At 36.6% G+C, this 21,993-nt stretch carries 19 protein-coding genes and 3 pseudogenes; 5 read left to right on the forward strand and 17 right to left on the reverse strand.

Annotation, left to right across the window (positions count from 1 at the left end):
- Positions 1–170: 170 nt before the first annotated feature.
- From OTJ99_RS11355 to OTJ99_RS11370, 4 genes are all read right to left on the reverse strand, one after another.
- A complete protein-coding gene (locus OTJ99_RS11355) occupies positions 171–563 on the reverse strand; it encodes a NifB/NifX family molybdenum-iron cluster-binding protein (protein WP_045166162.1) in 393 nt (130 codons plus the stop codon).
- The gene (locus OTJ99_RS11360) at positions 535–1,017 is read right to left on the reverse strand and encodes a hypothetical protein (RefSeq protein ID WP_045166161.1); all 483 of its coding nucleotides are present in this window, start codon (positions 1,015–1,017) and stop codon (positions 535–537) included. The genes OTJ99_RS11355 and OTJ99_RS11360 overlap by 29 nt, the downstream gene beginning before the upstream one ends.
- A gap of 121 nt (positions 1,018–1,138) precedes the next feature.
- Positions 1,139–1,375, reverse strand: a complete 237-nt coding sequence (locus tag OTJ99_RS11365) for a DUF5320 family protein (protein WP_045166160.1) — start codon at positions 1,373–1,375, stop codon at positions 1,139–1,141.
- A 205-nt stretch (positions 1,376–1,580) separates the two neighbouring features.
- Entirely contained in the window at positions 1,581–2,369 is a 789-nt protein-coding gene (locus tag OTJ99_RS11370) for an Mrp/NBP35 family ATP-binding protein (protein WP_045166159.1), read from the reverse strand.
- A 197-nt stretch (positions 2,370–2,566) separates the two neighbouring features.
- Here OTJ99_RS11370 and OTJ99_RS11375 point away from each other — a divergent pair.
- A pseudogene (locus tag OTJ99_RS11375) lies at positions 2,567–2,890 on the forward strand (EAL domain-containing protein); the annotation flags it as partial.
- A 32-nt stretch (positions 2,891–2,922) separates the two neighbouring features.
- Positions 2,923–3,105, forward strand: coding sequence for a hypothetical protein (locus OTJ99_RS11380; RefSeq protein ID WP_235374931.1), 183 nt, complete (start codon positions 2,923–2,925; stop codon positions 3,103–3,105).
- On the opposite strand, the gene rimI is transcribed toward OTJ99_RS11380, so the two are convergent.
- The 10 genes and pseudogenes from rimI to OTJ99_RS11430 form a co-directional block, all read right to left on the reverse strand.
- Positions 3,102–3,560, reverse strand: a complete 459-nt coding sequence (gene rimI / locus OTJ99_RS11385; RefSeq protein ID WP_045166156.1) for a ribosomal protein S18-alanine N-acetyltransferase — start codon at positions 3,558–3,560, stop codon at positions 3,102–3,104. The genes OTJ99_RS11380 and rimI overlap by 4 nt on opposite strands.
- 2 nt (positions 3,561–3,562) lie before the next feature.
- Positions 3,563–4,219, reverse strand: a complete 657-nt coding sequence (gene tsaB / locus OTJ99_RS11390) for a tRNA (adenosine(37)-N6)-threonylcarbamoyltransferase complex dimerization subunit type 1 TsaB (protein ID WP_045166155.1) — start codon at positions 4,217–4,219, stop codon at positions 3,563–3,565.
- Positions 4,200–4,667: a tRNA (adenosine(37)-N6)-threonylcarbamoyltransferase complex ATPase subunit type 1 TsaE gene (tsaE, locus tag OTJ99_RS11395; RefSeq protein WP_045166154.1), complete on the reverse strand. Its 468-nt coding sequence runs from the start codon at positions 4,665–4,667 to the stop codon at positions 4,200–4,202. Before tsaE ends, tsaB begins: the two co-directional genes overlap by 20 nt.
- A gap of 48 nt (positions 4,668–4,715) precedes the next feature.
- Complete coding sequence (locus OTJ99_RS11400) at positions 4,716–5,882, reverse strand: amidohydrolase (RefSeq protein ID WP_045166153.1); 1,167 nt, start codon at positions 5,880–5,882, stop codon at positions 4,716–4,718.
- Positions 5,883–5,911: 29 nt separating this feature from the next.
- Positions 5,912–7,354, reverse strand: a complete 1,443-nt coding sequence (locus tag OTJ99_RS11405) for a hypothetical protein (protein ID WP_045166152.1) — start codon at positions 7,352–7,354, stop codon at positions 5,912–5,914.
- A gap of 63 nt (positions 7,355–7,417) precedes the next feature.
- Positions 7,418–8,188, reverse strand: coding sequence for a GTP cyclohydrolase FolE2 (gene folE2, locus OTJ99_RS11410; RefSeq protein WP_045166151.1), 771 nt, complete (start codon positions 8,186–8,188; stop codon positions 7,418–7,420).
- Positions 8,181–8,546 (reverse strand): 6-carboxytetrahydropterin synthase QueD, encoded by a 366-nt coding sequence (gene queD / locus OTJ99_RS11415; protein ID WP_045166150.1) that lies wholly within the window; start codon positions 8,544–8,546, stop codon positions 8,181–8,183. Before queD ends, folE2 begins: the two co-directional genes overlap by 8 nt.
- A 74-nt stretch (positions 8,547–8,620) precedes the next feature.
- Positions 8,621–8,794, reverse strand: a complete 174-nt coding sequence (locus tag OTJ99_RS11420; RefSeq protein WP_157841373.1) for a hypothetical protein — start codon at positions 8,792–8,794, stop codon at positions 8,621–8,623.
- Between the two features lie 36 nt (positions 8,795–8,830).
- Positions 8,831–12,301 (reverse strand): Ig-like domain-containing protein, encoded by a 3,471-nt coding sequence (locus OTJ99_RS11425; RefSeq protein ID WP_045166149.1) that lies wholly within the window; start codon positions 12,299–12,301, stop codon positions 8,831–8,833.
- A 512-nt stretch (positions 12,302–12,813) separates the two neighbouring features.
- A pseudogene (locus OTJ99_RS11430) lies at positions 12,814–13,261 on the reverse strand (hypothetical protein).
- A gap of 326 nt (positions 13,262–13,587) precedes the next feature.
- On the opposite strand from OTJ99_RS11430, the gene OTJ99_RS11435 reads away from it, so the two are divergent.
- From OTJ99_RS11435 to OTJ99_RS11445, 3 genes are all read left to right on the forward strand, one after another.
- A complete protein-coding gene (locus tag OTJ99_RS11435; protein ID WP_045166148.1) occupies positions 13,588–14,163 on the forward strand; it encodes a Uma2 family endonuclease in 576 nt (191 codons plus the stop codon).
- A 222-nt stretch (positions 14,164–14,385) separates the two neighbouring features.
- Positions 14,386–16,089 carry an IS1634 family transposase gene (locus OTJ99_RS11440; protein ID WP_045166147.1) on the forward strand — a complete coding sequence of 568 codons (1,704 nt, stop codon included), beginning with the start codon at positions 14,386–14,388 and terminating at the stop codon, positions 16,087–16,089.
- A gap of 83 nt (positions 16,090–16,172) precedes the next feature.
- Positions 16,173–16,370: a PDDEXK family nuclease gene (locus OTJ99_RS11445; RefSeq protein ID WP_268748534.1), complete on the forward strand. Its 198-nt coding sequence runs from the start codon at positions 16,173–16,175 to the stop codon at positions 16,368–16,370.
- A gap of 80 nt (positions 16,371–16,450) precedes the next feature.
- Here the strand turns inward: OTJ99_RS11445 and OTJ99_RS11450 are convergent.
- The 3 genes and pseudogenes from OTJ99_RS11450 to OTJ99_RS11460 all read right to left on the reverse strand — a co-directional run bounded on the left by OTJ99_RS11450 (position 16,451) and on the right by OTJ99_RS11460 (position 21,903).
- A pseudogene (locus OTJ99_RS11450) lies at positions 16,451–17,428 on the reverse strand (Rpn family recombination-promoting nuclease/putative transposase).
- Between the two features lie 153 nt (positions 17,429–17,581).
- Complete coding sequence (locus OTJ99_RS11455) at positions 17,582–20,809, reverse strand: S-layer homology domain-containing protein (protein WP_045166146.1); 3,228 nt, start codon at positions 20,807–20,809, stop codon at positions 17,582–17,584.
- 20 nt (positions 20,810–20,829) lie between these two features.
- On the reverse strand, positions 20,830–21,903 hold the full coding sequence (locus OTJ99_RS11460) for an ABC transporter permease (RefSeq protein ID WP_235374926.1): 1,074 nt from the start codon (positions 21,901–21,903) through the stop codon (positions 20,830–20,832).
- Positions 21,904–21,993: the final 90 nt, after the last annotated feature.

Consider the following 21,993-nt stretch of genomic DNA (forward strand, 5'->3'; position numbering starts at 1 on the left):
AATGCCTCCTTTTCTCAAATTATTATGAACAAAAAGGCAGGATCTTAACCCTGCCCCTCAATACTGGTTATTTCAACATTGTTTTTCTAAATTAGATTATAACACACATCAAAAAAGCAAGGCTACTCAAATCTCTATATTCAAAAAATCAAATTTATACTTTCCAGTATTTAGATTTTATTATGGAGTGAATGTCCATGTGAATGATGATGCAGTCCCTCTTCATGCTCATGGATCTCATTTGCAAGTGCTTCATTTGATTTTAGCTCACCTTTTAATAGCTTTTCAACTGCTTCATCTGGAGAACCTAAAACACCGATGAAATACTTAATGCCAAGACTATCGAATATATATCTTGCCCTCTCGCCAATTGAGCCTGCAATTACAACATCTGCTCCTTTTTGTTTTATAAACTTTGCAAAAAGCCCAGCCCTGTGCTCTGGCATGTCAAAATATTCCTTATTTACAATAGCACCATTTTCAACTGTATATATGCAAACTTTTTCGCTGCCACCAAAATGGGGGCTTATTTTGTCACCTATTAGCATAACTGCTATTTTCATTGTTTATCTCCTCCTTTTTTAAACTCAATGGATTTGAACTTTTGGACAGCAAGCAATTTTTGCAAACCCCGTGAAATTCGTACAATACAAATTTTGAATCAAAATTATACAATTTTTTTATCTCTCTTTTAATCTTCTCAAGCTTTTTGTTGCCCAGTTTTAGCCAGAATCTCTGATTACATATATCACATACAAAGAAGGTTAAATTCAAGATCTTATTGGACCTGTCACCGATACAGGCAATGTATTTATCATTGGCTACATCAAATGCTACTATTAATCCTTTTTTCTCTAATCTGGTTATACCTCTATAGATAGTGCTCAAACTTGCAAAGCTCATTAGTTTTTTAACCAGGTCTTCTTTTTTTGCAATGTTGCTACTTTCTTTTAAATTGTCAAGTATCATTTCACATATTTGATTATTTCTTAAAACCCTCTTTTTATACACCACCATATCATTTCACCATATTTTGAAACTGAAGCTCATTCTTTTTCAATCTACACCTAAAAAGCTATTTTAGGGGGGCACGAGAATTTACTTTTTTGAAAGCCCCCCTTCAAAGCAATTTTAGCTTTTACTCTTGTTTTTGTTCTTTTGAAAGAAGCCTGTCAATTAGTTTTAACCTTTGCTCTAAAATCTGCTTTTCATACTCCAAAGCTTCTTTAGCAAAAGGAACGTCACTTGAAGTGCTCAAATACAGCCATTTGCAAATTCCAAGACCTCTGCCAAAACCAAAACCGCCGCCAAAACCTCTTCCAAAGCCTCTTGCAAATCCTCTTCCTGCCCATGCAGGTCCAAAACCCCAAGGCATCATTTTTCACCTCCAAAACCATTTTTATTTTTATTATTGGCATATGCTAATTATAATTATACTATGTTTTTGGCATATGTCAATAACTTTTTTGAAAAAATTTTACCCTTGTTTTTTCACACGGGCACTGATCAGCCAAGATAAATAGTTTCGACGCTTAAAAAGCACTCAAGTTTTTAAAACAAAAAGCTACCTAAAAGCCCTTTTATTCTTCTGCAATTTCTTTCTTTAAGACCTCTATACAAGAATCCAGGTACAAATTCTTTGCCCTTTCAATTTCACCTTCATCACAAAGTTTAGTAAGTTCCGGGTCTATTGGGACCCTGCCTAAAATTTTTAAATCTAACTGCTGGGCTATGCTCTCCAGCTTGCTTTTGCCAAAGATATCAATTTCTTTTCCGCAATGAGGACATATTGCATAGCTCATATTCTCTACAATTCCTACAATTGGTATATCCATCTGTTTTGCCATGTTATAGGCTTTTTTGACTATTAAAGATACAAGGTCTTGAGGAGATGTTACAATTATTATTCCGTCAATTGGAATCGACTGAAAAACTGTGAGAACAACATCACCCGTACCAGGTGGCATGTCAATAAGAAGATAGTCCAGTACACCCCAGCCAACTTCTGTCCAAAACTGTTCTATTGTTTTTGCAATGAGCGGTCCTCTCCAAATAACAGGAGCATCCTCTTTATTTAAAAGCAGATTCATTGACATTATTCTTATATCATTATGAGTCCTCACAGGATAAATTGCTTTAGAGTCAGAATCAATCTTTGCGCCAGTTACACCAAAAATCTTTGGAATAGAAGGACCTGTAATATCAGCATCAAATACCCCTACATCAAACCCTTCTCTTCTCAGTCCCACCGCCAAAAGAGATGTAACAAGGCTTTTCCCAACTCCGCCTTTGCCACTGACAATTGCGTAAATCTTTTTAACATCAGTAAATTCATTTTTGGGAATTGGGTGCATTACATTTTCTCTCAACTTAAAACCTCTCCTTATCATAAAGTTTTCTTGTTCTTTCATATTTTATATTCATTTTTGGCATATGTCAATAACTTTAAAATTTTAATGTTAATTATTTCTACAAACCGGGTACAAATATTCTTAAAGGTTATGTAAAATGTAAAGTAAATTAGTGGAGTAAAAAAATGAAAGAAAAGAATAAAGGTGTGAGCCGGAAAGAAAGAGGTATAAAGATCTTGCTTGACGATTTTGGAACAGGTTATTTATCTTTGAACTATCTAAAGCAGCTTCCAATTGACATTGTCAAGATTGATAGAAGCTTTATACAAAACATGACATATGACCAAAAAGAGCAAAAGATGGCAAAAAGCCTGATTGACCTTTCTCATATTTTAGATCTGAAAGTTGTAGCAGAAGGAATAGAAGATGAAAGACAGGCAGAACTTTTAAAGATCTTTTCCTGCGACTTTGGGCAAGGGTATCTTTTTGGAAAGCCTATGCCGAAGGAAGAGTTTTTGGAGCTTGCAAAGAGATTTTAAAAGTAAGAAAAAACAGTGATATTGACCTTTGCTTGATTATAGATACATCTGATAAAAGAAAGCTTGTTCAAGAAATGCTACTAAATTTAGACTACTCAAGAGATGTTGACATTATAGTGTACACGCCTGAAGAGTGGGAAAGGCTTAAAAACGACACAACAACATTTGCAAATTTAATCTACACAACAGGAGTGAAGCTTCTTGGTAGATTCTAACTGCTATTTTTAAAATAAAGCCACATAATTATGGCATCATCAGGTGGATTTGTATAGTAGTTTTTGCGAAGGCCTGCCTCTTTGAATCCAAAGCTTTTGTAAAGCGAAATTGCAGGGATGTTTTTGCTTCTTACCTCAAGTGTAAGGCCAATTAAACCATTTTCTTTTGCATACGAGATCAGGGCACAAAGGAGTGCTTTGCCAATGCCCTGCCTTCGCTTTTCCGGGTGCACTGCAACGTTTGTAATGTGTCCTTCATCAACTATATGGTGCATGCCGGCAAAGCCCCACACTTTTGAGTCCTCTTCGTATACAAAATAGATAGCATAATCATTTTCGATTTCTGCTAAAAAACTTTCTTTGCTCCACGGCACAGAAAAAGAAAGCTTTTCTATCTCATAAACACTGTCAACATCTTCCTTTGTCATCCCTCTGATAATACCTTTTTGGGTCATTCTCATTTCCCTTCTGCATACGATTTTTTGAGGTACAGCGGGACAAGTTCAAAGTGAGAAAGTAACTTGCCTTTTTCTGCAAGTTTTTTTGCTACAATTGCCACATTTGAAGCTCTTTGATACTGCAAAAACTTTGGCGCTAATCTAAAAGATGAAAAGTCATATACATCTAACCCCTCGCCAAGAAGAATAGGGTTGTATTTTTCGGCCATTTCTTTTGCTCTATCAATATCATAAACTGAGGTTTCTTCATAAGTCACAAGCTCTCCAGCTTCAAACCTGAAAACCCCTGCAAATACTTTCTGAGACTTTGCATCCAAAATCGGCATCAAAAAATCTGATGATGAATAAAAGTTGTAACAAAGTGCTTCTAAAGTGTTTACACCAATGCAAGGTTTGTTTAGAGCAAAACAAAACCCTTTTATGGTTGAAACACCGATTCTGAGCCCTGTAAAAGAACCAGGGCCTACTGAGGCCGCAAACAGGTCTATGTCAGAGATGTCAATTGAAGCATTTTTGAGTGCCATGTCAATTAAGTCAATTAACATAACAGAGTGAACAAGCTTTGTGTTAAGAGTTATCTCTGAGACAATCTTCTCACCGTCAAGTATACAGGCACTTGCAACCTTGCCCGATGTCTCAATCCCCAAAATCTTCATCCTTTTCAACCACATCCTCTATCCTTTTGTATCTGTCTCCTATACCTTCTAAAATAATTTTTCGAACATTGCTATCAAGCTTTTCAATGACAATTCTAAGACACTCTTTTGGATAAAGTCTTTTTAGTTTGTCTGCCCACTCTATTAAAGTTACCCCATCATTATAAAAATACTCTTCATAGCCTATATCCTCAAGTTCATCCTCTTCTATTCTGTATATGTCAAAATGATATACCGGCAATTTTCCTTCGTAAATGTGAAATATAGTAAAGGTTGGGCTGGAAATATCGTCTATCGAAAAAGCCCTTGCAATACCTCTTACCAGAGCAGTCTTACCACTGCCAAGATCACCTTGCAACGTCACAATTGCACCTTTAAAAAGGTTTTCGCCTATTTTATAGCCAATTGAAATTGTCTCATCATATGAGTATGAAATTAGTTCTTTCATAGTCATTTACATCCTTTGGAAATTTTTGTTGCCATTATACTCAAAATATTATTTTCTCTTATAAACAACTTGTCCGTTTATAAGTACATATTCCACCTCAGAGAAAAGCTCAAATGGATGGCCGCTATAAATAACAATATCTGCATCCTTGCCCTCTTTTATGCTTCCTACCCTGCTGTCAACCCCTAAAATCTTTGCAGGGTTTATTGTAATTGCCTTTAAAGCTTCCAACTCGTCCATTCCACTTTTGCAAGCAAGCGCTGCGCAAAGTGTCAGGTACTTTTGCGGAATTACAGGATGGTCTGTCATGATAGCAACAAGAATGCCGTTTTTAGCTAATATTCCGGGGTTTTTAAAGTCAAGGTTTTTAAGCTCAACCTTTGACCTGTCTGTAAGGTTTGGCCCAACAATGCATGGGATGTTCTCTTCTTTCAACTCATCCACAATCAAATACCCATCTGTCACATGGTCCAAAGTCAGGTTAACATCAAATTCTTTTGCAATCCTGATAGCTGTAAAGATATCATCTGCCCTGTGCGCATGTGCCTTGAGCGGAATCTCTTTATTCAATACCTTAATCAAACTTTCGCTTTTCATATCAAACTCTGGTGGGTCTTTTTCCTCGTCTTTTTCTGCTTCAAGCTTTTTGTTTAAGTACTCTTTAGCTTTAAAAAGAGCTTCTCTTAAGATTGCAGCTGTTGCCATGCGTGTCTTAGGTGCTTGATTCTTTTCATGGTAAACACTTTTTGGATTTTCACCAAACGCAACCTTCATCGCAGCCGGCTCTTTTATAACCATCTTGTCAACTCTTTTGCCATATGTTTTTATAACACAAAACTGGCCGCCAATGACATTTGCACTCCCAGGACCTGTTGCAACGCATGTAACCCCGCCTGCTATCGCCTCTTCAAAACTTCTGTCAAATGGATTTATAGCATCAATTGCGCGAAGATGTGGTGTGACAGGGTCTGAGTCTTCATTGCCATCTGCTCCTTCAAAGCCAACAGAGTCTTCCCACATACCAATGTGAGAGTGTGCATCTATAAAGCCCGGAAAGACAAGTTTTCCAGTTGCATCTATAACCTCTGCACCATTTGCTGTGATTTTCTCATCAATTTTATGTATTTTACCATCTTTAATTAATATATCTCCTTTTTCGATTATCCCTTTTTCATCCATTGTAAAAATCTTTGCATTTTTAATAAGTATGTCCATCTATGTACCTCATCCTTTTCTATTTTATCTTACTTTGTTGCATTCATAAGATATGTCAGGTCAAACTTTGGCTTTAGCGCCAAGTGTGCATCTACACTCTTTTCAAAAAGATACACCTTGCCATAGTCTTTTGTCAATACATACACCTCTTCAAACCCGCTGGACTTTACAAGTTTTAGGTACTCAGCTGTATCCTTTACTTCTTTTGCCTTTTCCATGAATTCTGGCTTCAATCCCAAATCAAAATCAACTGTGGTGACCTCGCCTGAAAGCTTGTCAAAGCTGATATTTAGTTTTCCTGCCATAACAAAAGCCCCACCAATATAGAATTTGTATGAAACAGCATGTTCATTTTCATTGTCAAAAATATAGGATTTAGCAGTGACAAACTTTCCCAAAAGAGTTTGCATGAGCTGCTCCGCCCTGTCGTTCAAAACCTTAGTTTCTACCTTCTTGATATTGCCAGATGCTTTGAGGTTTGCTGTCATCTTGAGGATGTTTCCAAACTTATCAGCTGATATCTCTACCTTGCCATATAAACTATCTTTTTTGTACGAATATCCACCAGATGGCTCAATTTTGAATTCAGATAATGAAAATGGCAATCTTCTTTGCTGAGACGATAGCATGTTTAAAATCTTGCCAAATTTTAGCTTAACATACTCAACTGATGCCTTCTTTTGAGCATAATCTACGTAATTGTTGTACTCTTGGAGATTAAATTTATTTGGGTTTAAATTGATCTCTGGGAAGACTTTTCCTTCTACATAATCAAAGTAGAGGTCCTTTAAGGAAAGTACATTATTTAATGTTGTATATTTCAAAAAAGAATCGCTGCTGATTGCTGGTACAACCTTTATACTTTTTAAAATTTTATTCTCCTCATCTCCTTTTTTGCTGCCAGATTTAAAGTTTATACTTGAAAACCAGTTTATGTCAAACTCTAAAAGTTCTCCATTGTCTTTATTCAAAACAATCACTGCTTCATTTGACAGCACCTTTTTGTCCCCTTCAACACGGTAGAAGTTGCAGATGTATTTGTCTTTGGTTTGGGTGACATAAAGCTCAACATTTCCTTTTGTGTACGGTGCAAACTTGTACAGAAGCTTGAACGCTTTTGATTTTACATCACCAAATGAGAATTTGTTCACAACATCTGATGGTACATATTTTTTAAAGTAAACCACTGATTGGTTCTCTTTCATATAGATTTCATACTTTGACTTGCCATCTTCAAAAAGGTACTTGTACATAAAAGTCTCATCAGGAAGCTTTTCAAGCTTGATATCACTTTCAACAAGCTGAGCATTTTTAAGACCAAAGAGATTTTTGATAAAGCTTATATTGTCTTCCTGTGGTGGAACATTTTTTACTGTCAGGCTTCTTATTAAGAGAATGAGAAATAAGATTCCAAATACTAAAACTGCAATGCTGATTCCCAGCCTTCTTGTGTATATCTTTATCTTTTTCATAATTTTGCGGTTTTGAAAACCTTCCCTCGCTTTTTCAAAAGCCGATTTATTACTTTAATTGTATCATTTTGTATTCTCCCCTTCAATATATGCAAATGCGTTGTGGTTATGAATACTCTCTATGCTCTCAACAAAAACCTTGTACCACTTGATTCGCTTGTCACCGCTGATTTTGACAACAACTTCACGCAAAAGGTCTTCAACAAACCTCGGGTTCTGGTAAGCACGTTCTGTAACCCATTTTTCATCAGGTCTTTTTAAGATAGAATACAGCGGGCATGAAGCAGAAGATTCTGCTATTTCAACAAGCTCTTCAATCCACATAAAACGTCTCATTCTCACTTCAATTGTCACATATGATCTTTGGTTGTGTGCACCGTACTCAGAAATCTCTTTTGAGCACGGGCAAAGTGTGTGGACAGGAACAATTACACCTACCTTTAAATCAAACTTTTCGCCTTTTTCTGCTTCAAAGTAGCAGTCAACTTTTAAAGGTGCAAGCGTCTCGGTTACAGGTGTTCTTTTGTTTATAAAATATGGAAAATCAAAACGAACATAGGCTTTTTGAGAGTCAAGCTTTTCCTTTATTCTGTCAAGAAGCCTTTCTATTTCTTTCGGGCCTACCACATTTAGCTCATCTATTGCCTCAATAAAGCGGGACATGTGAGTGCCTCTCATGTCACCTTTTAGCTCTGCTGCTGCTGTGATTTTTGCGATGGTTGTTTGAGTCTTGTTTGCCCTGTCCATCACAACAATTGGCCAATTTAAGTCCTTTATTCCAACTTTTTGAATGGCGATTCCTCGAAGGTCTTTCTGGCTCTGAACATCAATCATCATCTTCACCCCTGTAGACTGCGCCACTGTCTTCTGTTTCCCAGACTTCAACCTCATAAAGGGTACAATTTTTCGCTTTAATTTTATCGTAGAGCCTTTGCCAAATCCACTTTGCAATGTTTTCTGCTGTTGGGTTTTCAATTATGTCATTCAAATACGCATGGTCCAAAATATCTATGACTTCTTTTTGGACAATGTCTTTGAGCAAGGCAAAATCTATTACCATGTCTTGCTCATCTAATTTTCCTTTGACTGTGACAACAAGCTTGTACGTGTGTCCGTGCAACTTTTCGCACTTTCCATGGTACTTTGTGAGGTTGTGCGCTGCATCAAACTTGAAGATTTTTTTGAGAAGCATGGTAAAAATCACTCCTTTTTGAATTCAAAAATAAAAATTAGGAGGCTGTAGACCAGCCCCCGCTTTTATTTAATTTATATTTTATCACATTTGTGGTATCTTTCTAATATCCTTTCTTCTCTAACTCTGTCAGGATCAATAGCTACGTCTTTCGCTATTCCAGCTAACTCTTCTATTAGCTTTAATGCTCTTTCTCTCCTTCTATCTCTCTTTTTCTTTGCAGACTCATTATTCTTTTCTTTTTCCATCTTAAAAACCTTCCACTTCTCTACTTCTTGAGATGCTTACTTCTTCACAGCCTGTGTTAAAACAGAGTTTCCTGCCAAATCCTTGACGTTTGGTGATATGTTTACAATACTTCCTGCTGGCAGTGGGTTTGTAAATGTTATTTCAACAGCTTTATTGTCAGAAGATTTTACAAAGCTTATTATATTCCCGCCTGCAACGCATGAGAAGTTCTGAGGGACCAATGTTGCTGGGTCCATTGGTTCTGTAAATGTAAGTTTTACCTTTCTTGTATCAGTTGTGGAAAACTCAGCCGACACATCAGGTGATGTCCTCTCTGTTACATGGTCGATAACTTGAGCTTTTGCAGCAACCACTGGATTTCCATTGTAGTCTATAATCAAATCAGGTCGTTTTATCTCAACAGAAATCGATCTGTCAACAACTCCTGGCTTTTTGACTTTTATATAAAGAACTCCATTTTGAGTGTAAGCTGTATAGTCAATATCGGGCAAAAGCGTCGCAGTTCCATCTTTTAGCTCAATGCCTGCTGCCAAGATGGTATTGTTTATACCGGGCAAAGTTGTAACAGGCTCATCAAACGCAACAACTATGGTATCAGAGTTTTGCCCTGTGCCAACAGACACAGAAAGCTGCTGGGGTGAAATTTTGTCCTGCAGTTTTATATTCGGATAAAAGTTTACATCCAATGTAGGCGGAATATTCAGCACCTGGTCAAACTGGTCTTTTATACCTGAACCTGTTGTATAGATTTTTAGATCTTCAGGTTCCTGACCTGTATCATTTGTATCAGCTTTAGCATCAGATGTTAACAAAGCAGCTGTTTTTAGTGTCACTACCTTTTTATCAGGACTAATTACATAGCTTACAATTCCAAGACTTACAATTTTGTCGTTATCAGGATTGCCATTGAGGCTGGTTGTGCTTTGGGCATTTCTGAACATTATCGAAGCTGGGTCAAATGATGCAAATATATAGTCATTTAGTGCCTTTATCTGGATTGTGTTTCTGCCAATTGCTAAAACCTCAATGTCCTGCGGTGATATACCTTTGAAGTTGGCAAGAATTGAATACGGCATTGCAATTGTAGCATTTGCCAAAAAATTTCCTGCTGCATCAGTTAAAGTAGGTGCTGCAAGCTTGTCAACCGCCCCACCTGATACAGACCACTTTCCGGGTGTTTTGTCATCAGCACCAGGAACAATAAATGTTACCCTGTTTGCCGAAGGTGATATATAGTCAATCTTTGCACCCTTTACGCTTGAAAGCGGAATTGTAGCTGTGTTATTGCCTATAAAGTAACTGCTGAGGTTTTTTAATTTATCAACATCCATTGCCTCTGAGAAGAAGATGTCTATTTTATCATTGTCAGAGGCAGGGTCATATTTTGCGATTGCTGCTGTAATTGTTGGCGGCAATGTATCCTTTGCAGCAAAAGATAAAGCAGCGTCATCCATTATATTTTCCCTTACAGACACATCTGGAATGCCACTGATTTTTAAAGTATATGTCCCACCGTTTACTTTTTCAAGAGAGCTGAATTCAACCAAATATGTTGAATAGTCATTTTCTTTTAGCCTCTGAACACTTTTTGCAACCTGATCTAAAATTGTTTGTCCATCAGAGGACAGAAGCTTGAACGAAGATACTCTGTCCTGCGCATTGACACTCTCTGAAAATGTAACTTTTATAACATTCCCTTCTAAAACCTCAACAGACTTCACAGTGGGTTTTGTTGTATCATCGTTTGCTTTTGAAGAAACCACTATCCAGTTTGTATCTTTGTTTCCAAGAAGATCCTCAACATTTCTGTACCTTATCTCAAAAGACACAAGCGCTCTGACATCAAGTTTCAAAGCGGAGGCAAGTTCAATGTCAACTGTCTTGCCATCTGGCAGCAATTTCACTTTTGCACCAATTGCATGGTTTGTGTTGTCTGATGCCTGATACACTTCATACTCTCCAGTTGGAGTGCTGCCATCAATTGTTCTTATCTCCTCATCAAATACAAGCTGGAGCCTATTGTTTGCAACAAAGTTCAAAGCAACATGCCTTGGTGGTGTTCTGTCAAGGGTTGTTGTGAAGGTTGTTTTATAGTATACAATCCTATAACCTGCAAAGTCTTTGGCATCAGCAATTTCAATTGTGTGGCTGCCATCTGCAAGCGGTGTGTAGTTTTCAATCTCAATTGCGTTCTCTTCATACTTTGGTGTAACCTTTGCATAAAGGTAGTTTCCATCAACTTTTATTGTTGCACCTACAGAAGATACATCGCAGATCTTAAAACTTCCATTTGAACTGCTATCAATTGGCTCATTGAATATTACTTTAAACTTTTTGCTGTTAATAACTTTAAAATCAACCACTTTTGGCTGGGTGGCATCAATGCAGGATACCTCTTTTGTAATGCTAAAGCTCTGTCTAGTTTCTGACATAAGGTTTGTAATTACAATTCTTACTTTGTCACCTTGATTTAGTTTGTTTTGAAATATTATACTCAGTGTCTTGAAATCTTGTGATACTGCAAATTTTGCTGTTTGGTCCTCTTTGTCGTTGACATACACCTTAATTGGCAACGAATCAATCTGGCTTTGAGAAATTGCTTTTGTGAATTTTATGTCTATCTTCTTGAGGCTTTCAACCTTTATATCCTCACCTAAGCCAAATGGAATGACTTTAGCTGTAAATTTCAAACTGGTTGCTTGTCCTTTGTAAACAAATGTGTATTCTTTTCCTTCTTGCTGGGCAGCTGTCTTTATTTCAACAACCTTCTTTGTAGAGTCGGCAAATTTGACATCTAAGATGTTCAGTCCATTGTCAAACGCAAAGTTAGACTTGTCAAGTGTTTTCAGTTCCTTGTCAAAGGTGACTTTTACAGTTGTATTGTCAATGCTTTCAATTGCAACAGGTTTTGCTTCTTTTAGCGACTCATTCAAAAATGCATTGTATAGAATAACTGCTGTCTGGCCGCGTGTAATAAGCTTCCCAACCTCAATCTCAGCCTCAATTCCAAAGTAAATGTTTATATCATAGGCTTTTTTGATGTAATTTAATGGATATTTCCCTTTTAGCTCATTTTCTTTAACGCCCAGAGCCCTTACAACCATTGCAGTGAGTTCTTCCACTTTTAAGTACTGGTCAGGCCTAAATGTTCCATCAGGATATCCTGTTATAAGCCCTATATTCTTTGCTGCCTCAATATATCCTAAAGCCCAGTGTGATACTGGGACATCTTTAAAAGAAGATCTTTTCTTGTTTGCATAAAAATCTGCCAAAGGTTTTTTGCCAAGAAGAATTATCATCATCTTTGCAATCTCTGACCTTTTGAGTGGCTTGTCAAGATTAAGATTTCCTTTAGTATCTCCTATCATTACCCCTTTTTGCTTTAGCACCTGAGCTGCTTGGTTATAAGCTTGTGTGTTTGCTGCAAAGCCTGCAAAAGCAACCATATTGATTGTAAAGCAAACCAAAAAGAAAAAAACAACTAATTTTTTAAATATTCTGCCCATCTCTTTTCTCTCTCCTTATAAAAATGTTTTAAAAGACTTAAGAAAATAATCTTTTGAAAATATTATATCACCTTTGTTGGAAATTGTTTAGCAATTTTTTCTTTATTCCTAACAGCAAACACAATTTACATACTTTTTTAATACTTTTGTAATAAAACCTCTGCGCTTTGCTTACAAAGGTTCTCAGAATATCCTTCCTTACTGTTGACTGATTTTCTGAAATATACCTTTCTTTCAGCCGTGCTTTTGTAATAACATCAATTTCTCTTTGTAAAAACAGCAGAGTTAGAAGATAATTTGAGGAAGTATCTCAAAAAAGTTAGCAAATTATTAGTAAAGTGGTATAAAAAGCTTACACTAAATGCAGAGGAGAAATCAAAGGGATATATGATATTAAACGTATGCTTGATAAAACTAGAAAAGTGGACGTTTAGAACGCCCACTCCCGCCTTTTGACATACAAGCTGAATTTTAGATTTTTCATAGATTTTTTAGATAGCCCCTAATTTTTGTCAGAATTGTCTAAATTCTTCATCTGTCATGTTTTGTCTCAATTCTTTTATTTTCTCAACGTCAAGTTCTGTGACCTTTGAAATAAAACTGTCTTCTGCTCCTGCTACTATCATGTTCCGTGCTATTCTGATTGTGGCTTCAAGTTCTCCTTCAAGCCTTCCTTCCTCATACCCTTTTTCTTTTCCTTTTTCCTCAGCTTCCCTGTAATACTCCTGCATCAGCCGCTGAACATTAAATACAAAATCACCCACCTTCATCCAACCTCTTTTTCAACAAACTCATCTTTTACAAAGCTTCTGTCAACGAATTCAAGGCTTTGCGGGTCTATTTTATCAACCCATGGTCTTTTGATGGTTGATTTTAGAAAGTTCAAAAACACTTCTTTGAAACTGAATATATCCTTTTGAAAGTCAAATCGTACTGGCTGTGAGGAGGTTTTTGCTCCATTTTCATTTACTCCCATCTTCAAATAAGTTGAAATTGAACAATGATAGTTTTAAGCTGCATTGGAAAGTTTGTTTGTGTTTTCAATTTTATTATACCACACTCCCCTGCTTTTTTGACATTACAACTTCACAAAATTTACAGCAAACTAAAGTTTACATCAAATTATTTAGCAAATTAAAATATTTCCAGAGATAAAGATTTTGATATAGAAGGACTCTTCGAAAACCTGACAAATTATTTCTTTTCTAATGTAGTAAAGAATATGGAGTTTGTGGTATAATCATAAAAAGGAGAAACACTGCGTTCTGAGCAAAGGTGGGTAGAAGTTGGAAATAAATTTCCCCAATAAATATGAGTATTACACCTACGAAGAATTTTTGACTCTTCAAAAAGAGGAAAACCGATTTAAAATTGAATACGACAATGGCTTTATCTTTTCTATGGCCCCTGCTCATCCAAACCATGATAGAGTAAAGAACAAAATCGCAACAGCGTTTATTAATCATCTTGGGTTTGGTGGCATGTGTGAAGTTTTCACAAGTGATATTGCTGTTGTCTTTGAAAATCAAAATGAAATTTACGAATTTCAGCCAGATATAATGGTATGCTGCAACCCTAAACTTTTCCACGGACCTAAATACAAGGGAATTCCCCGCTTGATTGTTGAAATACTATCATATTCGACAGAACACCGCGACAGAACAATTAAACTGTCTGTGTATGAAAAATTTCAAGTACCTGAGTACTGGATAGTTGACATTTCAAATGAGTGTATAGAAGTTTACAGCAATAATATTAATGGGAAATATTGCTCTATAAATAAATACAAAAAAGGTATGAGCATAAAGGTATTTGATAACCTTGTTTTAGATGTTGATGAAATATTTAGCGTGATAAAGTAATCAAAAAGACAATGGATTTTCCAACTTGACTTTGTCAGTTAAGAGGTGTTTTTGAGCTAACAAAAAATAACAAAGTCTTAATTTATGCGGGTTTCAAGAAGAGAAAAATAAAAAATTTTAAAAAATGTAGGGACAAATTTTAGCTTAATATATACTGAATTTGCTTGACTTTTTAAATATTTTGTGGTACAATATAACAAACTATCTTCAAGGAGTTGCCATATGTTTGTCAAAATTACTAATGCTGGCGGTTATCAGTATGTTAGGTTAGTCGAAAATTACCGTGAAAATGGTAAAGTAAAGCAAAGAGTACTATTTAACTTTGGTAGACTTGATATTCTCAAAGATGACCCCGCTTTTAAAAACATTGTAAAAAAACTATCTGATATTGTCGCTGAAACAACTACTGAGAATGCAAAAGCTGTTACTATTGAATCTGAAGAAGATATTTTGGATGCAGTTGTAAAAAACTGGGGATACATTGTATACAGAAAGTTATGGCAGGAGCTTGAAATTGATAAGTTTTTAAAAGGGAAAGCAGCAAAAGAGAGAAAGATAAAATTTGATGTAGACAAAGTAAGTTTTTTAATGACCATACAGAGATTGATAGAGCCAATGAGCAAACTAAGAACTTATCATCAGAGAAGCAAATATTTTGGATTTGAAGAGGATATAGATTTGAATCAATTGTACAGGTGTTTAGATTTTCTTGACAGTGTAAAAGAAGATTTAGAGACATACCTGTATCAGAGAAATAAAGACTTATTTAAGATGGTAGTTGATGTAGTGTTTTATGATGTGACGACAATATACTTTGAGAGTTGTAGAGCGGATGAACTTAAAAATTTTGGGTTTAGCAAAGACAACAAGGTAAATGAAGTGCAAGTTGTATTAGGGCTTTTGGTGGACAAAGAAGGCAGACCGATAGGGTATGAACTTTTTCCTGGTAATACGATAGATAGCAAGACGATGGTAAAGATACTGAGGAAGCTGAAGGAAAAATTTAGTATAGATAAGATAATAATAGTAGCAGACAAAGGGCTTAACAGCAGAATAAATTTAAAGATGATAAAAGAAGCTGGGTACGACTATATAGTAGCAAGCAGATTAAAGAATGCAAGTAAAGAAATTTTAGATGAAGTTTTTAATGAAGAAGGATATAAAAGACTTGATGGCAAAAGATGTTTGAATGCTGAAGAAATTTATGGTGATGAATTCAAATATAAGGTATTGGAAAGAACAAATATTGTCAAGGATGAAGAGGGTAAAGAGTTCAAAATAGAAGAGAATTTGATAATAACGTATTCAAGCAAGAGAGCCAAGAAAGACAAAGAAGACAGAGAGAGATTGGTAAGAAAAGCCAAAGAGCTTTTAGAGAACAAAGGAAGTATAACAGCCTTAGAAAAGAAAGGTGCAAGGAAATATTTGAAGAAGAAATCAAAATCAGAAGAATATGTATTGGATGAGGAAACGATAAAACGAGATGAGAAATTTGACGGTTATTATGCAATTCAAACGAGCAAAAAGGATATGGATGTAGAAGAGGTTTTAGGAGCATATCACGATTTATGGAAGATAGAACAGTCATTCAGAGTAATGAAAAGCTGTTTAGAAGTGCGACCGATATATCACTTTACAGAAAGCAGAATAAAAGGACATTTTGTGATATGTTTTTTGGCATTTTTACTGCAAAGGACATTGGAATATATTTTGAGGAGAAAAGGTAAAGGAATAAGTAGTGAAAGGATAATGGAAGCAATATATTCAATGAACTTTTTTGAAATAGAGATAAAAGGGAAGAAATATTTGATAAAGCAAAGAATTGAGGGAGGAGCTGGAGATATACTGAATGTAATGAAGATAAAGGGTCCAAAAAACTTCATGACATATGAGGAAGGCTTAGAATTTATTGGTATTAGCAAATGATGTAGTGACAAAATTGAGGTCCATATTTTGTCAATCCCAGTCCTCCCAAGCTTTTTGAGCTTCAAACTGACAAAGTCAAGACAATTAAACTGTCTGTGTATGAAAAATTTCAAGTATCTGAGTACTGGATAGTTGACATTTCAAATGAGTGTATAGAAGTTTACAGCAATAATATTAATGGGAAATATTGCTCTATAAATAAATACAAAAAAGGTATGAGCATAAAGGTATTTGATAACCTTGTTTTAGATGTTGATGAAATATTTAGCGTGATAAAGTAATCAAAAAGACAATGGATTTTCCAAGAAAGGTTATTTTCAAAGTAACGTTAAAAATAAAACCCTTGATGGCAAAGCGGCCATCAAGGAACAATCTCTTTTCGAAGCTTTCTTATCTCTTCAACTTCAAGCTCTGTAAGTTCTGCAATTTCATCATCGCTATAACCTTTTTTAATAAGCTTTTTTGCCATTTCAACCTTGGCTCTGTATATCCCCTGCTGAATCCCTTGCTGAATCCCCTGCTGAATTCCCTGCTGAATTCCCATATTAAACTCTTTTGTCTTTGTCTCATCAAGCAGCCTTGCAACATTGGATACAAAATCACCCATTTTACCTGCACCTCCTTCTTTTATCCTTGCTACTATTTTGTCATACTCTGCTTTGAGATCCTCTGCAAGTCTTGGCCGTATAATATAATGTGCCCAGTTTAAAAATCGGTCAATATTTCTTCTGCTCAAACTCTTTAAATTTGCTTCTATTTCGTATAGTCTCTTCACAAGATCATTTTTATCTTCTCTTACCTGCTCTAAATAGAATACTATTGGACCAAGGACATCTTCTTGTTTTTCCAAAAACTTTTTCATATCAAGCTCTATAATATCAACTTACCCGGTATTTAAATATATCATCCTGAATATATCAAAAGCCTCCATTAAGTTTGTTGATATATTCCATCTTTCGTCAATTCCGTTATAAACAACTATCGGTATAATTGCGGGCAAAACTTCTACTCCTTTTCTTATCTCTTGCGCCCATAAGCTTATCATGTATTTTAATATTCTAAGTGGCATATCCCTTTTTACTGTAGACTGATTCTCTATCAATATGTAAAAATACACTTCCCGTTCCCTCAACCTTGCTTTTGCAATGACATCAGCTTCTATCTGCATAAAATCCTGTGTTACATAGTTTGTTTTTACCAGCTCAATTGAATCTTCATCTATCATCTCTGCCCATTTGTACTTTAGTATATCTTTTACTAAAAGAAGTATATCCTATTTCTCTTCAAATAAAAATTTAAATGTGGAATCATGTTCTTTAGGAGGCAAATTTTTGCTCAAAACATTTGTTCCTTTCAATTTTTAGATTTTTTGCTTTAAGCTGATTTTATTGTTCAATTATAGTTATACCACAAATTCTCTATTTTGTCTTAAGAAAAAAGACCGCCTTCGATATCGAATTGGCGGCCTTTTGAAAGCTGTTTCTCAATTTAGTTACGGATTTACCATGCTCACAACTTTGCCATCGTAGCCTAAGATGAGGTACACTCTCTGACCAATTTTGAAGGTGTCAGAGAGAAGCACAGACGGGTCAAAATCTTCACTCACCTCATATGTCTTGTCCACAAGCTTTCCTGTTGTCAGGTCTACTGCACTTACAACAATTGACTTTGGTGTAAACCTTGTTGGCTGGTAGCTCTTGATATAACATTCAACCCTGTCATCTACAACAAGTATGAACTTATTACCACCCCAGATATCTGTCACAGCATAGACAACATCATTTTTCTGAATATAGCTGTAGTCCACAACATCCCCGTCTTTTATAACTTTGCTACTACCACTTATATCCAGATCACCTGCTTTTAGCGTTAAGTATGTCTGCTCATTTGCAAGGTATGGTTTGCTGTATACCGGGTCAAATACCACACAGTAGTCGTACCCTTTCTTTTGTGTTGATATCCCAAACACAAGCGATGTCGCTCTTTGCATTTTCTGCACAGCCACTGAGTAGTCAATCTTTGTGCTGCTGTAGTAGTAGGTTATGTTCTGTGGCAAGGTCACCTCAACCTGTGTTCCGCCCCTGTCAACCATTACTTTGCTTCCAAGTGCGTATAATACCGTCATGCCTTCTGTTGAGCTCAGCTTCTTGTATATAAACGTTATATTGTTATCTGAATCGACATAAAGCCCGTATTTTGCGCCAAGCTCTAAGCTTGTGTTCTGGTTTGACGGCAGGGTCAAAATGCCCTTGTCTGTCAGAACTTCATTTTCTGCAAGACCTTTTGTTACCTTACTTGTGCCCATTACAATGACTTCCATGTATGTTCCATACTCATCATAATATGGGTCCTGGATGATTGCATACTCATACGAATTTCCTGCCTGGTTGTAGCCAAAATAGATTTTCTGACCTGTTTTGAGAATACTCTTTAGCTGGTCATAGCTAAGCTTATTTCCATTGTAATAATACGTGGGTTTTTGAGGAAGAAACATGGTGTTTTCACTGCTTCCTTTTTTGATTTTTACGTTTGTATCGCTCACAACTGCAGTGATCTCCGCTGACTCGCTATTATTGAGCTTTTTCACAACCTTGGTAATTGTATCATTTTTGATGTACACACCATACTTTGATCCAACTGTCAATTTTCCTGCACTGCTGCTTACAACATATATGCCCTTGTCAGTCAGAACCTCGTTTGTTGCAAGCTTGCTTGACGAAATGCTATCTGCCATCACTATGACCTCTGTATATGTGCCGTACTCAAGAGAGTATGGGTCCTGAATTACAACATATTCATATGTCTTGCCGTCCTTTGCATAGCCAAAGTAGATTTTCTGACCCACTTTTAGTACATTCTTAAGCTCAGTATAGTTTGTTTTTGTACCATTGTAATAATAAACCGGCTTTTGAGGTAGAATGATGTTCTCCTGCCCCTGAGTACCTTTTAGCTTGACGTTAGTATCGCTAACAACATCTGTCACTTCATACCGCGCAGTGTTATTCAACTTCTTCACAACAAGGGTTATCTTATCATCTTTAACATAAAGTCCGTACTTTGCACCTATTTCAAGTTTTGTCTCGGCAGATGGAAGGTAAAAAATACCTTTGTCAGTCATAACCTGGTTGTTCTCAAGGCTTGAGTTTAAAAGTGCATCCTGCAAAACTATTGCCTCAATATAGTTGCCGTACTGTGTGCTGTATGGGTCTTGAATAACGTATGCCATAACCTTGCCTGTGTCAGTGTCTTTTGATACATAAAGTATCTGGTCTTCTTTTAAAATGTTTGGCAGATTTTCATAGCTCTGTTTTGTGCCTTGATAGTAATACACAGGTTTGCTTGTTAGCTGAATCTTCTGTGTCTTGCCGTTTTGATCAACATCAAGTGTGTAATCATCTATATTTTTGATTGTAAACTTGTCGGATACCCACACTTTTTGCAAAGCTTTTGTAATTGTATCATCTTTTATATACACTCCATATTTTGCTCCAATTTCAAGGTTTTCAGGTTTTATCGAAGATGCAACAAAATATATTCCCTTGTCTGTCTGAACCTGGTTTGCATCCAGTGCCGATGATGTTTTTGGGGTTGCCAAAATCAAAACCTCATCGTAGTTTCCATAAACCTCTTGTGCATATATGTCGGAAATTACAACAAAGTCTACTTTGCTTCTATCTTCAGAATAGATAAAGCTTATTTTCTGGTTTGGTTTTAGAACATTTTCAATTGCATCGTAGCTTTGTTTTGAGCCATTGTAATAGTATGTTGCCGAAGATGGCAAAGTTATTGATTTTGTCTTTCCACTTTCTTTGTAATATACAGTCTTTCCATCAACCTTTGTGCTGACAATCTGGAAAGAGTAGTTTTCTGTGCCAAACACTTTTGTGATTTTGTTGCTATCGACCTGAAGCATGTACTTTTTCCCAACTTCAAGTTGCGTTTTTGTTGCATTCACAAGCACTCCGCTGTCTGTCAAAACCTCATTTGGAAGAAGCTTTGATGATGTCTTGCCAGTATCAAGCACAACATACGATTTGTAAAGCCCAACATACTCAGAAAATTTTGTGCCGTTGCTGCTTTGGTTTGATGCTGACACTCCGCTTAAAGCTGACTGGGTAGATTGAGCTTGATTTCCACCAGTTTTGACCTCAGTGTCAAGAAGCTTTGATAGCATCAAGGCAAGAGCCCAGCGCGGAACCTTTTTCGACGCAGAAAGGTTTATTCCTTTTATAAGCCCAAGCTCAGATGCTTTGTCAATGTAGTTTTGTGGCCAGATGCCAGAAAGGTCTGAGTCAGAGTACCCAAGCATCCTCACAATAGCAGTTGTTGCCTGGGCAAAGGTAAGCGGGCCGTTTGGATTAAACTTGCCGTCTGCCATTGGTGTCATGTATTTTTTCTTTACTGCCCAGTTCACATACCCACAAAGATTGGTGTTTGGCTTTATGTCTGGATATTGCGAATATCCTTTAAGCAGATTTGCCTCGTCCTCTGCGTTTGAAATCTTTACAATCGCAGCTGCAAACTCACCGCGCAGAACAGCAGCATTTGGCTTGAAATAGTCCTTGTAAACAAGAATTCCAAGCTTATTTAACTTTTCTACAGCCTGCTTGTAACTTGCATTTGATGGAATGTCTTTGTATGCGGCATAAGCAGAAGGCAGACCTAAATTCCCAAGTACAAAACAAAGTAGTAAAATGACTGTCAAAAACTTTTTTCTCATCTTTCAAATCCCCTCCAGTTTTATTCGTATCTTAGCGCCTCTATTGGGTTTAGACGCGACGCTTTTGATGCTGGGAACAGTCCAAACACAATGCCTATTGCAAGTGAGATTGTAAACGCCAGTATTGCCCACGGTATCGAAAATATTGCTGTTGCAACATTTAGCTTTGACATCAAATTGATTGTTACATAACCCAAAATAATCCCGATTATTCCACCAAGCCCTGTCACAACAGATGCTTCTATCAAAAACTGAACGAGTATATTTCTTCTCTTTGCGCCGATTGCTTTTCTAATTCCTATTTCTCTTGTTCTTTCTGTAACAGACACAAGCATGATATTCATGATGCCAATTCCACCGACAATGAGCGAAATTGCAGCAATCCCGGCAAGCATGAGCGTGAGTGTCTGGGTTACACTGTTTAAGGTGTCAAGTAGCTGGGCTGTGTTGAAAACTCTAAAAGCTGTAGAGTCGTTGTAAATCTTCATGAGAAAGTCGTTGAGATAGTTCATTACAGCCTCGCTTCTGTTACCATCTGTAATTTTTATTGCAAAATTTCGAATGATTGCGTTTCGTGTAAGCCTTTGTGCAACTGTTACAGGAACTATTACTACGTCGTCGTCTGACTGCTGCTGCGAATTTGCCCTCTGTTCAAGTACTCCAACAACCGTAAATATCTGGCCGTTAATCTTCATCTTCTTTCCAATAGGATTCTGCCCACTGAACAGTTCATTTACAATTGTGGTACCAACAATAGCAACTTTCTTGCGATAGTCTACATCAATTGGAAGGATAAACCTACCAGCTGTAACATTGACATCGCGAACAGTGGAGTAGTCTGCTGTTGTACCAATCAGGGTAGTGTCATATGTAGTTGTTCCATACTTTAATGTAACAGAGCTCGATACAGTTGGTGCAATTGCTTCTATATCATCTGCATGCTGATCGGCAAACTGCTGAAGTTCTTCATATGTGACGTTTCTGTTGCTGTTTCTTCCTGTAATATTTATCTGTATTAGATTTGTCCCAAGCCTTTGAAGCCTGTCTGTTATGCTTTTGGTGCTTCCCTGGGCAAGCCCAACAGCCGCAATCACCGCCTAGATACCAATGATGACACCAAGCATAGTAAGAAAAGACCTTAGCTTATTTGAAAGAATGCTCTTTATTGCCATCTTGAAAGCCAA

The organism is Caldicellulosiruptor naganoensis (assembly GCF_026914285.1).
GTDB classification, from domain to species: domain Bacteria; phylum Bacillota; class Thermoanaerobacteria; order Caldicellulosiruptorales; family Caldicellulosiruptoraceae; genus Caldicellulosiruptor; species Caldicellulosiruptor naganoensis.

What these genes read in the sequence shown, in the direction of transcription:
- OTJ99_RS11355 (WP_045166162.1), bottom strand. Translation starts at nt 563, where the DNA reads ATGAAAATAGCAGTTATGCTAATAGGTGACAAAATAAGCCCCCATTTT.
- OTJ99_RS11360 (WP_045166161.1), bottom strand. Translation starts at nt 1,017, where the DNA reads ATGGTGGTGTATAAAAAGAGGGTTTTAAGAAATAATCAAATATGTGAA.
- OTJ99_RS11365 (WP_045166160.1), bottom strand. Translation starts at nt 1,375, where the DNA reads ATGCCTTGGGGTTTTGGACCTGCATGGGCAGGAAGAGGATTTGCAAGA.
- rimI (WP_045166156.1), bottom strand. Translation starts at nt 3,560, where the DNA reads ATGACCCAAAAAGGTATTATCAGAGGGATGACAAAGGAAGATGTTGAC.
- tsaB (WP_045166155.1), bottom strand. Translation starts at nt 4,219, where the DNA reads ATGAAGATTTTGGGGATTGAGACATCGGGCAAGGTTGCAAGTGCCTGT.
- tsaE (WP_045166154.1), bottom strand. Translation starts at nt 4,667, where the DNA reads ATGAAAGAACTAATTTCATACTCATATGATGAGACAATTTCAATTGGC.
- OTJ99_RS11400 (WP_045166153.1), bottom strand. Translation starts at nt 5,882, where the DNA reads ATGGACATACTTATTAAAAATGCAAAGATTTTTACAATGGATGAAAAA.
- OTJ99_RS11405 (WP_045166152.1), bottom strand. Translation starts at nt 7,354, where the DNA reads ATGAAAAAGATAAAGATATACACAAGAAGGCTGGGAATCAGCATTGCA.
- folE2 (WP_045166151.1), bottom strand. Translation starts at nt 8,188, where the DNA reads ATGATTGATGTTCAGAGCCAGAAAGACCTTCGAGGAATCGCCATTCAA.
- queD (WP_045166150.1), bottom strand. Translation starts at nt 8,546, where the DNA reads ATGCTTCTCAAAAAAATCTTCAAGTTTGATGCAGCGCACAACCTCACA.
- OTJ99_RS11420 (WP_157841373.1), bottom strand. Translation starts at nt 8,794, where the DNA reads ATGGAAAAAGAAAAGAATAATGAGTCTGCAAAGAAAAAGAGAGATAGA.
- OTJ99_RS11425 (WP_045166149.1), bottom strand. Translation starts at nt 12,301, where the DNA reads ATGGGCAGAATATTTAAAAAATTAGTTGTTTTTTTCTTTTTGGTTTGC.
- OTJ99_RS11440 (WP_045166147.1), top strand. Translation starts at nt 14,386, where the DNA reads ATGTTTGTCAAAATTACTAATGCTGGCGGTTATCAGTATGTTAGGTTA.
- OTJ99_RS11455 (WP_045166146.1), bottom strand. Translation starts at nt 20,809, where the DNA reads ATGAGAAAAAAGTTTTTGACAGTCATTTTACTACTTTGTTTTGTACTT.